This is a genomic window from Carnobacterium sp., assembly GCF_032094055.1.
Classification (GTDB): Bacteria; Bacillota; Bacilli; order Lactobacillales; family Carnobacteriaceae; genus Carnobacterium_A.
This window is the reverse complement of sequence record NZ_DAMDAK010000028.1, coordinates 12,506-25,210: the sequence shown is the minus strand read 5'-3', so window position 1 is coordinate 25,210 and position 12,705 is coordinate 12,506. Positions and strand designations below refer to the sequence as shown.

The following is a 12,705-nucleotide window of genomic DNA, read 5'->3' as shown; positions in this document are numbered from 1 at the left end:
CAAGACTACTATATTTTGCGAGAGCCAAAAGCTAATGGTTCATATCCAACCAACTGGGCCTCCAAATTTGGCGGCCCGGCTTGGGCACCGTTCGGCGATACAGGGAAGTACTACTTGCATCTGTATGATGTTAGTCAAGCCGATTTGAATTGGCGTAACCCAGAAGTTCGTCAGGAACTATATGGAGTGGTTAATTTTTGGTTGGATAAAGGTGTAACTGGATTCCGCTTTGATGTGATCAATGTGATTGGAAAAGACGAAATACTGATTGATGCGGATGATCATGTTGGAAAATCGTTGTATACCGACAGGCCAATCGCTCACCAATTTATTCACGAGTTGAATCAAAAGTCATTTGGACGGATTGAAGAAGCCATGACAGTTGGAGAAATGTCTTCAACGACTATAGAAAATGGTGTGGCTTATTCCAACCCTGAAAATGAAGAGTTATCGATGGTCTTTAGTTTTCATCATTTGAAAGTGGATTACTTGAATGGAGAAAAATGGAGTTTGATGCCGTTTGATTTTATGGAGTTGAAACAGTTACTGGATGAATGGCAAGTGGGTATGTCAGAAGGCAACGGATGGAATGCACTGTTTTGGAACAATCATGATCAACCTCGAGCTATCAGCCGTTTTGGGGACCCTGTTCATCATTTTGAAGCTTCGGCAACCATGCAGGCTCAAACAATTCATTTGCTGCGTGGAACGCCTTATATTTACCAAGGAGAAGAAATAGGGATGACGGATCCCGGTTTCGAAGAATTAGCTGATTATGTTGATGTAGAAACACATAACGCCTATGCAGAAATGTTGGAAAAAGGGTTATCGCATGAAGAAGCTATGGAGATCATTAAAGTAAAATCCCGTGATAATAGTCGGACGCCGATGCAATGGAATAATGAGTTGCATGCTGGCTTCACAACAGGAAAACCTTGGTTGAAAGTAGCTGAGAATTTCCATGAAATTAACGTGGAGCAAGAACAAGCAAATGGCTCGATTTTAAATTATTATAAACAATTGATTCAATTGCGGAAGGAAATGAAAGTTATTTCTGAAGGTAGTTACCGGGGAATCTTAATGGATCATCCAAGTGTGTATGCTTACGTTAGAGAATACCAAGGAGAACAATTGTTGGTCTTGAGTCACTTTTATGACGAACGGGCAAGTGTTGAGATACCAAAAGAATTCTTGGAACGCAACTGCCGTTATTTGATTGGAAACGGTGTGGAAAGAGAATTGACCGAATTGCTGACATTGGCTCCTTATGAAACCATTGCATTTTATTTTGAAGCTTAATTAAAAAATCCTCCAGATTCATTTCTGGAGGATTTTTTAATTTAAGGAGTTTCACTAGGGTTTCGGCGTCGAGCAAACTCAACAAAACGGAACCGATCCAATCGGTGCCGAGATTCGGTATATTGAAAGAGTGTCGTATCTTCTAAATAAACATCGCTCCGGACGACCACAACATGTGTATCGTCATGTAGATCCATTAATCGATAATCATCAGCAGTAGCCGGTTCAACTGTAATTTCTTTTTGAGCATAGCCGATCACTAATCCAAGCGTATGTTCAATATAAGTATAGAGAGAATCACGTGCAGCTTCATCAGGCATGTCAGCAATAACGGAAGTTAAAAGATAATCTTTATCTAAAATGACGACTTCGCCGTTTACTTGACGTTGTCTTTCAACATAAATAGCAGCCGTTTCTTCGGGTAATTTTAAATGCTCGGCTAAAAAGCTTGGCAAAGTAGTGGAAATATTTTGGGTAACAATCGTTTGGCTGTTGAAGTGTTGAGCCGCTTGCAATTCTTTGTAGCTGGTCAAGCCGGAAACGGGGAAATCAAAGCGTTTCACATCTAAAACAATTGACCCTTTGCCTTGTTTTTTTTGGATATACCCATTTTCTAATAACAAAGCCAAAGCTTTTCGAATGGTTTCGCGAGACACAGCATATTTTTTGGCTAAATCATTTTCACTTGGCAAGAGGTCTCCAGCTAAATAAGATTGATTTAAAATAGCCGCTTCAATTTCTAAGTAAATTTCAGTGAATTTGTTCATGTTTTTTGCCTCTCATTTCTTTTCTTCCCTTATAGTTTAGCACATTCAGTAACGGAAAAAACGCCTCCTAATCATTTCTTTAGGAATGAAATTTTTATATCTGCAATAAAATGCGGATTGGACATTTATCAGAAAATAAGCTGTATGTTTTAGTCAGATAACAGCAAAAAACTCCCTCATCAATGGGCCAGCCAAGATGAGAGAGTTTTTTTGTGAAAAGATCTTTTTAATGCTAACTCAATAAAAGTATTTTCAATTAGTTTGAAACTTGAACAGTTAGTGTTTGTCTGCCAAAGTTTAAAGCTTGGTTTAAATCAGTCATATGAATGTCGATGCGGTTTCCTTGAATAGCGCTACCTGTATCGCCAGCGATAAATGTACCGTATCCTGGGATAGTCACAGTTGATCCTAAAGGAATAACGCTTGGGTCTACAGCAATAACGTTAGGATTTTCATTTAAATTGATTCCTGTTGCAGTTGTATCGCTTAATTCTGGTTGATTCGTTGAATAAGCAGTAGCCTGTACTGTAACGGTTTGACCAGATTGTGCTGCTGGTTCAGCGGCTTGTGTTTCTTCTGGTTGTTGTTCAACAGGAACAGCAGCTTCAGTTTCTTCAACAGGAGCTTGTGCTTCTTCAGCTGGAGCTTCTGTTTCTTGTGTTGTTTCAGCTTCAACAGCTTCTTCAGCTTGGTTTACATCATAGCTGACAACTTCGTCTTCTTTTTCGATGGTAACTGTTGAATGGTCAGCAGACAAAGAGATAACATTGCCACTATAAATAATGTTGGCATTATTTATGTCGTTCACATCAATCAAAGCATTAAGGGATGTATCAGTAGCAGCTGCTACTGAAGATAAAGTATCTCCCCATTGAATTGTGTATTCTGTGCTGCCGTCTTCGTTATTTTGAATATCTTGTTTGATATCGGCTACTGAACGTGCTTCCCAAGTAGTCGTATCGTATTCTGCTGCTGAAGCTTCAGTTGGGTTTGAAACAGCGACAACACCTGTTAGAGCTAAAGTAGCACCTGCGATAAATAATTTTGATTTAAAGTTAAACATTCTTTTATTCTCCTTTTTATTCCATAATAGTTTTATTGACTACATTTCGTTAAGAGCAATTGACTGTAGTTTCTAGCGACTTATTTAATTGTAAGTTAAACTATTGTTGTAAATGAAGGGTTCGTTCCTTCAACATTTGCTATCCTACCACGAATATTGAAAAAATAAAGTGATTACGCCAAACGTTATCTTTTCTTAGTCTGTTTGTATTATTAGAGCTTTTATTTGTCGAAAGAACTACAAATAGTCTTTTTTCGTAAGATAAGGCTTTCTTTGTAATCTCACCGACACACTAACGAATTATTCGTAAATTAAGCTCCTGTTTTAGAGGGGAAAAGTCGAATGTGTCGCTTTTTTTAAAAAAATTAGTTCAAAAATTTGGAAAAATAAAACCTATCTTTAGATAATTTGCCTTATTTTGAATAAGTGAATCTTTGCTTTGTAATGTAAAAAAAGCTTGCTTTCTCTTTAGAAGGATAAAAAATATCCTGAAAAGGAAAAGTAAACGATGGGATAAGGGTTGCTGACTAGTAGATTATGCGGTAGTTTGAATAAAAAGAAAAACCGTTCATTTTCACTTTCTACTATATAAAGAGGTAAAATAGCTGAGAAAAAACAGAAAGCAGTTCATGAATAGCAAAAAAAGTGAACTAAAATTATTGACAAATAGTTAGAGAACTTGTATAGTCTTAACGGAACAACCAGCAAAAGAAACTAAACTAAAAATTAAACTTATCTGAATGATAAAAGTAGTCAAAGTGCTTTATCCATTCCATTTGTCAACAGCAAAGGGGTGGAGTGGGCACTTTTTTCGTGCGAAAAATTAAGAAGGAGTGAAGGAGTTTGTCATTAGAATTTGAAACAATTGCAGCTATCTCAACGCCGCCGGGTGAAGGTGCTATCGGTATCGTCCGACTAAGCGGAGAACATGCAGTAGAAGTTGCTGATCGTGTTTACCAATCAGGATCGAAAGTTTTAGCAGAACAAAAAAGCCACACCATTCATTATGGACACATTCAAAACCCAAAGACGAATGAAATAGTTGATGAAGTAATGATTTCAGTCATGCGAGCTCCTAAAACCTTTACTCGTGAAGACATTGTTGAAATCAACTGCCATGGCGGTATCACTTCCGTTAACCAAGTACTACAAGTTGTTTTGCAGCAGGGTGCTCGTCTAGCTGAACCGGGTGAATTCACCAAACGGGCCTTTTTAAACGGCCGCATTGATTTGTCACAAGCAGAAGCTGTGATGGACCTGATCCGGGCTAAAACGGATAGAGCGATGCATGTTGCGTTACAACAATTGGATGGCAATTTATCTGAATTGATCCGGCAATTGCGTTCCGATATTTTAGATACGCTTGCTCAAGTAGAAGTGAACATTGATTATCCAGAATACGATGATGTAGAAACACTGACCTCTCAATTACTAGTCGAAAAAGCTCGACTGGTAAAAGCTCAAATCCAACAATTGCTGCAAACAGCCAGCCAAGGAAAAATTTTAAGAGAAGGTTTGGCAACAGCTATTATTGGACGACCTAATGTCGGAAAATCGAGTCTATTGAACTTCTTGCTGCAAGAAGAAAAGGCAATTGTGACGGAAGTTGCGGGAACAACTCGAGATGTGATTGAAGAATATGTCAATGTCAGAGGCGTTCCGTTAAAATTGATCGATACAGCTGGAATCCGTGAAACAGAAGATATTGTTGAACGCATTGGCGTTGAACGAAGTCGCCAAGCACTGCAAGATGCTGACTTAGTATTGTTGGTGTTTAACCAAAATGAACCCTTAACTGAAGAAGACAAGTTATTGATAAAAGCAACCGAACAAAACCACCGCATTATTATTTTAAATAAAATGGATTTGTCTAATCGCTTAGATCTGACTGAATTAGAACAACTGGTTGAACCTGATTCGATTGTGAAAACATCTATTTTAACTAAATCAGGAATCGATCGGTTAGAGGAACAAATCGCCAGTTTGTTTTTTGCCGGTCAAACAGGCGAAAGAGATGCAACGTATGTTTCCAATGTACGGCATATTGCTTTATTGAATGATGCTGAGACAGCTTTAGATGACGTCATCAACGGAATTGAAACGGGTATGCCAGTCGATCTAGTCCAAATTGACATGACTCGTTGTTGGGACCTTCTAGGAGAAATTACAGGAGACAGCGTGCAAGATGAACTGCTTACTCAACTATTCAGCCAATTCTGCCTAGGAAAATAAGGATGCGAAGAACAACGTTTAGCTTCGAAGAAAATAGGAAAAGTTGAAGAAATCTATGATTTCAAAAACTTTTATCTTTTTCTCGAGTAGCTGTTGTTCGTAGCTCAACTACCCGGATGTCAAGTGTCTGGGACACGCAGCTCAATTAAGATAAGATGCGGAGTGACCCGTGTAGACACACAGCAATTTTAGGAACTTTCCAAGCAAGAGCATCCGGCGCATTGCTGAAAGTTATCTAAATTGCCAAGTGTCTGGGACATGCAGCTCAATTTAGATAAGATACAAACAGTATTGGGGTTTATATAGAAGAAAGTAATTAATTTGATTAACGAAATGAGAGGAATGATTCGATGCAACAATATGAAGCAGGCAATTATGATGTGATTGTAGTGGGAGCTGGACACGCTGGTTCTGAAGCTGCCTTAGCAGCAGCGAGAATGGGCAGCAAAACACTCTTAATTACAATTAATTTAGATATGATCGCTTTTATGCCGTGTAATCCATCAATCGGCGGACCAGCTAAAGGAGTTGTTGTTCGTGAAATTGATGCATTAGGCGGAGAAATGGGGCGCAACATTGACAAAACCTATATCCAAATGAGAATGCTGAACACAGGTAAAGGCCCTGCTGTAAGAGCGTTGCGGGCACAAGCTGATAAATTTATGTATGCTAATGAAATGAAAAAAACCATTGAAAGCACTGAGAACCTTGTGTTGAAACAAGGAATTGCTGAAGAATTAATTATTGAAGATGGCGTTTGTAAAGGAATTATCACCAATACAGGAGCTATTTATCGCGCCAAAGCAGTCATTTTAACAGCTGGTACTTCTTCTCGAGGAGAAATCATCATCGGCGAATTAAAATACTCTTCTGGTCCTAATAATTCTCAACCATCTATTAAACTATCTGAGAGTTTGTTGGAACATGGTTTTGAATTGAATCGCTTTAAAACCGGCACTCCGCCTCGTGTAAAAGCTTCAACGATCAATTATAGCGTAACAGATGAACAACCGGGTGATGAAAAGGCGAACCATTTTAGTTATGAAACGCCAAACAGTGCGTATTTAAAAGATCAATTGTCTTGTTGGCTAACGTATACAAATGAAAAAACACATAGCATTATCCAAGACAATTTGCACCGTGCACCTATGTTTACCGGAATCGTAGAAGGTGTAGGAGCGCGTTACTGTCCATCGATCGAAGATAAAATCGTTCGGTTTAGCGACAAGCCAAGACACCAACTGTTCTTAGAACCTGAAGGCCGTCATACAGAAGAAGTATATGTCCAAGGCTTATCGACTTCGCTTCCTGAAGACGTGCAAGAAGACATTCTGCATACGATCGAAGGATTAGAAAATGCAGAAATGATGCGGACCGGTTATGCAATCGAGTACGATGTGGTCGTTCCGTACCAATTACGTCCTTCACTTGAAACCAAAGTGGTGGAAAACCTATTTACAGCTGGACAAATGAATGGGACTTCCGGATATGAAGAAGCAGCCGGACAAGGAATTATGGCAGGCATCAATGCAGCGCTTAAAGTTCAAGGAAAAGAACCTTTTGTGATGAAGCGCAGCGAAGGATACATCGGAGTGATGATCGATGATTTAGTTACTAAAGGAACAAATGAACCGTACCGCTTATTGACTTCTCGTGCCGAATACCGGTTATTGTTGCGCCATGACAACGCTGATTTCCGCTTAACTGAAATAGGTCATCAGTTAGGTCTTGTTTCACAAGAACGGTATGCTGCTTTTCTTACTAAAAAAGCTCAAGTGGAAGAAGAATTGGAACGTTTAAGACACACTCGTTTAAAACCGACAGAAGAGGTCCAAGCATTTTTAGCTGAAAAAAATATTGCTCCATTGAAAGACGGTATTCTAGCACTAGACTTTTTGCGTCGGCCAGAAATCTCTTATTGGGATATTCTCAAGTTTGCACCGCTAGCTGAAAACTTGTCAAGAGAAGTAGAAGAACAAATTGAAATTCAAGTAAAATATGAAGGCTACATCCAAAAAGCTATCCAAAAAGTAGATAAATTAAAACGGATGGAAAATAAACGCATTCCTGAAAACATCGATTATTCGGCAATTAATGGAATTGCTACTGAAGCAAGACAAAAACTAACGTTGATTCAACCAGAAACGATCGCGCAAGCTAGTCGTGTCAGCGGTGTGAATCCCGCAGATATTTCTGTTTTGATGGTTTATGTTGAGCAAGGAAAAATTGCGAAAGTAATGTAATACAAAAAACGTTCCACCCTTTATTCTTCATAAGAATAAAGGGTGGAACGTTTTTTTAGATAATGGTTTAGCCTAAAGCAACGTCTAAAATCATCATGACGGTAAACCCAAGCATTAAGGAGAGTGTAGCAATATCATTATTGCCATTTGTTTGTGATTCAGGAATCAATTGTTCAACAACAACGAAAATCATTGCGCCTGCTGCAAAGGCTAAAGCGTAAGGTAAAATAGCTGACATTGAAATAACTGCGAATGCGCCAATAACGGCTGCAATCGGTTCTACTATAGCGGATAACTGTCCTAAGTTAAAAGCTTTCCAGCGGCTGCTTCCAGCTGCTCGAATCGGCATGGACAAAGCGGATCCTTCGGGAATATTTTGAATCCCAATCCCGATAGCCAGTCCGACAGCACTTAAGAATGCATCGCCATTAGCTATCCCTACAGCTGTAGCCCCAAAAGCAACACCAACCGATAAACCTTCAGGAATATTGTGAATCGTAATGGCTAAAAAGAGGAGCATGTTTTTTGAAACACTCGTTTTTGGTCCTTCCGCATGTTCTACTGGCTCTCCCAAATGTAAATGCGGAATAACCACATCAAGCAATCTTAAAAAGAATCCTCCGACTAGAAAACCAACAGCTGCTGGAACCCAAGACCAAAAACCATATCCATTTTGTTCAGCAGAAGAAATAGAAGGAGCTAATAAAGACCAAAATGAAGCTGCGATCATGACGCCGGCTGCAAAACCGTTCATGGAATCTAAAAATTTTCGGTTAACTTCTTTAAATAAAAATACAAAAGCAGAACCAAAAATTGTACATCCCCAAGTAAATAAGCCTGCTATTAAAGCTTGTAAAACGGGGTGGAAAGCTTGAAATGTTTCAACCATATTATTAATTCCTCCTTGTATGAAAATCTTATGTTATTTTAAAAATAAAGCATACTTAAGAATAAGATGTATGAATAAATACTACTCACTAAAAAACTTTATTGTAAAAAACAGTAAATTTAATGGCTATCTTTAGGTTTGCCTAAAAAATTATATTAAACTTAGATAACTGTTTTTGCAAGCATTAAAGTAAAAATAGTGAATTATTAGCTATAAGCTATTATGTTTCCAACTATAGTATTTACAAAGATAAAGGTTTAGCAATGGACTTGTCGCATTCAGAGAAGAAGAGGTTCAGTCTATAAAAGACCTTAATCAGATCAGATGCTTTTAAAGTTAAAAAGGCAGTTATAATAAATTAATTGTGCCCTTATAGAGCTAGTAACTCGTGTTTGTATATGGAACTTCGTGAAGAAGACTGATTAGAAGAGTTCTAACTTATAGTAGTTAGTACAAGTTGGAGGGAACTATTAATCATAAGTTATTTTGACTGGCTTCGATTACTTTAATAAGCTGACAATGAAATGGGAGGTTATTTTTTGAAAAAAATCCTTACGAAAAAAAATATTTCATGATAGGGTAGTTTCTGTTACTCAGAAAGGAGACGTTTATTTTGCCAACGAATAAAAAAGAAGGAATTATCTTTACGTCATTAATGTGTTTTTGTATGGTATTTGGTATGAGTTTATATAATCTAATTATTCATAACCAGTTTACATGGACAGCTTTACTTTTAGGATTGGTCCCCGGATTTGTGGTCGCATTTATCTTGGATGTTTTTATTGTAGGAGTCATTGCGAAGAAACTTGCTTTTAAACTGCCGATCAATAAAGACAGTAAACTTCAGCTGATTTTGACTATTTCTTCTCTGATGGTGCTGGGAATGGTGACTTGTATGTCGCTTTTTGGCATTTTAATGGGAGGAAGCGGTTCTGAAGGTCTTTTGTCAGCTTACTTAACTGCATGGAAGATGAATGTGATTGCCGCATTGCCTTTACAATTGCTGCTGGTAGGACCTTTTTCAAGAAAAATTTTGAGCATTATTCAAGTTAGAAATCTAGCTTAAAGAAACGGGTATACTTATTGAAACCCTGCTGAAATTATAACATCTAAGAAAACTGGGTACTTATCTTGACACGCATATATTGCGAATATATAATTAACATCGTTAACTATATGTGGAGGAGATTTTTATGAATGATACAAATTGGAAAGAGATGGGTGAAAATATCGCTCTGCTCCATTCTTTTTCTAGAAAAGTACTGGCACAGCATTACTTACTTACTATTACTACAAATGAATTAGATATATTAACATGGATTTTTTTTGCAAAGGGCAAAGAAACACCGATAAAGATAAGTCAGGATTTAAAATTAAAAAAGGAATCAGTTAGCAGGACATTGAAGAGTTTGATTGAAAAAGGTTTAGTAAAAAAAGAATTAAATAACCTAGATGAACGCAGTTACTATTTGGCTATTACAGAAAAAGGAATTGAAACTCTGGATGAAAACTATATCTATTTAATGAAACCTTATTATTATTTGAAAAGAAATATGGGAGACGACTATGACCTTTTTATTAAGCAAGTAGCTGAAGCTGATAAGTTATTAACCCATTTCAATAATGGAGGAACTAGCGAATGAATTTTTACCAATCGCTTCAGTTAGATCCGTTCGTTTTGAAACAACAAGTAAAAAACGCAAACTCGAGTAGAGAAAAGCATTTTTTTATAAAGGCTTTAGTTGTTAGAGATGTTTTATTAGTGGCTTTTGCGATTTTTTTTGTCTCTGTTATCACAACTTTTTTTGGGGAAGATACTAGTTCTCTTGCAGTAGTATTGTTTTGTATTTTGTTGAGTATCCGTTTTGTTGATTTTGGTTACCACATCACTCACTCTCTTATTAGTCTGGCTGTTGTATTTGCGGTTCTGTTTATTTCACCAGTTTTGAATCAGATAATTTCACCAATTCCTGGATTCTTTCTTAATTTTATATCTCTGTTAATTCTTTTTTTCTTAACAAGTAGTAATCCACAAATGGGTAATGCTAGTTTATATTCATTTTCTTATATTTTTTTAACGGGGACTTCTAATGCTAAAGATATTTATAACTTAAGCAATAAAGGTCTGTTATTGGTTTTTTGTTATATACTCTTTGCAGTTATATTTTTTATAAAACATAAAAATAAAAATGAAAACCATTCGTTTATGCAAGAAGTGATCGGAGAAGATTTCTTCTCTAAAAGAAATTTATGGCTGGTATATGTAGCGTTAGGAGTTAGCTTACTTTTCTTTATTGGGGAATATAGTTCATTAAATAGGTTTATGTGGGTTGGACTTGCCTGCTCCTCACTTTTGTCTAACTATAATACCAATGATATTCAGCAACGTTTCTATGACCGTTTGATAGGGGTTGTTCTAGGTTCTGTATTGTTTAGCGTAGTTTTGCAACTTACTCCACCTTCAGCAACATTTATTTTAGGACCTATGGGTGGATTGGCATTAGGACTTTGTTCTTCCTATAGATATAAGTCGCTCTTTAATTGTTTTGGAGCTTTAGCTTTGGCTAGTGGTATTTATGGGGTTCATGATGCAGTAATTTTTCGTATCCTAAATAATCTGATAGGATTACTATTTGGGTACGTGTATTATATAATTTCGATAAAAATATTTTCATTATTGAAAACTAAATACGTGCATAACTGAGTAAAAAAAGAACGAGCTGAAAGTTTTATCTGGAGGTAAGTTCTTTTTTACTTCTTTCTTATTAAAAAGCTTTACTTAAGGAATAGGCTCTATTATAATAAAGCTGTTGTTAATTTTTTAACAATAAAGAAAATAATTTACTCGGTTCCTTAGCTCAGTTGGGAGAGCACTACCTCGACAAGGTAGGGGTCGCTGGTTCGAGCCCAGTAGGGACCATACAGGTTAATCAATAAAGACATCGGATATCCAATATCTGGTGTCTTTATTGATTAACTCGTCGAATTTTAGGAAAAATCTGATTGCACGATCTATTAAAAAAACTAAAAAAACTTTTGATTAAGCATTGCACTTAGCTTAGATTTGTTATACAGTTATACAGATGAACCTGTGAAACAAAATAGTGTTTCACGCTATCAAAAGGAGTTGTCTTGATGAATCCAGAAGAGTTTAAACAGGCCCTTCATGACAAAGGGATTGGCATTACGGAGAAGCAAATGCAACAGTTTGATGATTACTTGAGGTTATTACAGGAATGGAATGAAAAAATAAATCTAACAGCCATTACTGAAAAAGAAGAAGTTTATTTAAAACACTTTTATGACTCCATAACAGCCGGATTGTATGTGGATTTTAATAAAGGGGTCCAAAGCTTATGTGATGTAGGTGCTGGTGCTGGGTTTCCAAGCATCCCCCTAAAAATTATCTTTCCTCAACTAGAAGTAACCATTGTGGATTCTTTAAACAAAAGGATTCAATTTTTAACTACTTTAGCAGAGACATTAGCACTAGAAGGCGTGCACTTCTACCATGACCGTGCAGAGACATTTGGGCAAAATAAACAATTCCGTGAATCATTTGATTTTGTCACGGCCAGAGCTGTAGCCCGGATGAGTGTTTTAGCTGAATTGTGTTTACCTCTAGTAAAAAAAGGCGGTATTTTTATTGCATTGAAAGCAAGTAATAGTGATCAGGAGATGCAAGAAAGTCAAAAAGCCATTACGATACTTGGCGGGAAAATTCGCGAGGATTTTGTTTTTGAACTACCAAAAGAAGCTGGCGAACGTCATATTTTATTGATTGATAAGAAGAAAGAAACACCCAAAAAGTTTCCAAGAAAACCAGGAACACCAAATAAAAGTCCGTTATAAATAGAACATGGTCATCCGTTGATCTTGATAAAGAAAACAGAACAATTAAATAAAGAGCGAGAAATGAATTTTTCATTTTGAACAAATGCGTAGGAGAAAGATGCGCACTCGTATTCTTTCTCCTTTTTATCTTTTTAAGGAAAAGTAAGAGCACAAGATAGATACACATAGATGGAGGGAAAAGAATGGCACGGATTATAGCAGTTGCAAACCAAAAAGGCGGAGTCGGAAAAACTACTACAACGGTTAATTTAGGTGCTAGTTTAGCCTATTCTGGTAAAAAGATCCTACTGGTTGATATTGATGCTCAAGGAAACGCAACAAGTGGATTAGGTGTCCGTAAAGCAGATGTGGAAAAAG

10 protein-coding genes, 1 tRNA gene and 1 pseudogene are annotated in these 12,705 nt (G+C 37.0%); 9 read left to right on the top strand and 3 right to left on the bottom strand.

Annotated elements, in window-relative coordinates; genetic code table 11:
* Nucleotides 1-1,299, top strand: a 1,299-nt coding sequence (locus tag RT405_RS06110) for an alpha-amylase family glycosyl hydrolase (protein WP_313468439.1), incomplete at its 5' end; no start/stop codon positions are given.
* A 41-nt stretch (nucleotides 1,300-1,340) separates the two neighbouring features.
* Here RT405_RS06110 and treR read toward each other — a convergent pair.
* Nucleotides 1,341-2,066 carry a trehalose operon repressor gene (treR, locus tag RT405_RS06105; protein WP_313468437.1) on the bottom strand — a complete coding sequence of 242 codons (726 nt, stop codon included), beginning with the start codon at nucleotides 2,064-2,066 and terminating at the stop codon, nucleotides 1,341-1,343.
* Nucleotides 2,067-2,322: 256 nt separating this feature from the next.
* Nucleotides 2,323-3,129, bottom strand: a complete 807-nt coding sequence (locus RT405_RS06100; protein WP_313468435.1) for a 3D domain-containing protein — start codon at nucleotides 3,127-3,129, stop codon at nucleotides 2,323-2,325.
* Between the two features lie 843 nt (nucleotides 3,130-3,972).
* Between RT405_RS06100 and mnmE the strand changes: the two genes are divergently transcribed.
* Nucleotides 3,973-5,361 carry a tRNA uridine-5-carboxymethylaminomethyl(34) synthesis GTPase MnmE gene (mnmE, locus tag RT405_RS06095; RefSeq protein ID WP_313468434.1) on the top strand — a complete coding sequence of 463 codons (1,389 nt, stop codon included), beginning with the start codon at nucleotides 3,973-3,975 and terminating at the stop codon, nucleotides 5,359-5,361.
* Between the two features lie 350 nt (nucleotides 5,362-5,711).
* Nucleotides 5,712-7,604 carry a tRNA uridine-5-carboxymethylaminomethyl(34) synthesis enzyme MnmG gene (gene mnmG / locus RT405_RS06090; RefSeq protein WP_313468432.1) on the top strand — a complete coding sequence of 631 codons (1,893 nt, stop codon included), beginning with the start codon at nucleotides 5,712-5,714 and terminating at the stop codon, nucleotides 7,602-7,604.
* 67 nt (nucleotides 7,605-7,671) lie between these two features.
* Here the strand turns inward: mnmG and RT405_RS06085 are convergent, their stop codons facing one another.
* Entirely contained in the window at nucleotides 7,672-8,493 is an 822-nt protein-coding gene (locus RT405_RS06085; protein ID WP_313468430.1) for a ZIP family metal transporter, read from the bottom strand.
* Nucleotides 8,494-9,106: 613 nt separating this feature from the next.
* Here RT405_RS06085 and RT405_RS06080 point away from each other — a divergent pair.
* The 6 genes and pseudogenes from RT405_RS06080 to RT405_RS06055 all read left to right on the top strand — a co-directional run.
* A complete protein-coding gene (locus RT405_RS06080; protein WP_313468428.1) occupies nucleotides 9,107-9,559 on the top strand; it encodes a DUF2798 domain-containing protein in 453 nt (150 codons plus the stop codon).
* Between the two features lie 127 nt (nucleotides 9,560-9,686).
* Entirely contained in the window at nucleotides 9,687-10,136 is a 450-nt protein-coding gene (locus RT405_RS06075; protein ID WP_313468426.1) for a transcriptional regulator, SarA/Rot family, read from the top strand.
* Nucleotides 10,133-11,197 carry an FUSC family protein gene (locus RT405_RS06070; protein ID WP_313468424.1) on the top strand — a complete coding sequence of 355 codons (1,065 nt, stop codon included), beginning with the start codon at nucleotides 10,133-10,135 and terminating at the stop codon, nucleotides 11,195-11,197. Before RT405_RS06075 ends, RT405_RS06070 begins: the two co-directional genes overlap by 4 nt.
* A gap of 143 nt (nucleotides 11,198-11,340) precedes the next feature.
* Nucleotides 11,341-11,413, top strand: a tRNA-Val gene (locus RT405_RS06065).
* Between the two features lie 215 nt (nucleotides 11,414-11,628).
* Nucleotides 11,629-12,345: a 16S rRNA (guanine(527)-N(7))-methyltransferase RsmG gene (rsmG, locus tag RT405_RS06060; RefSeq protein ID WP_313468422.1), complete on the top strand. Its 717-nt coding sequence runs from the start codon at nucleotides 11,629-11,631 to the stop codon at nucleotides 12,343-12,345.
* A 185-nt stretch (nucleotides 12,346-12,530) separates the two neighbouring features.
* Nucleotides 12,531-12,705, top strand: a pseudogene (locus RT405_RS06055) (ParA family protein); the annotation flags it as partial.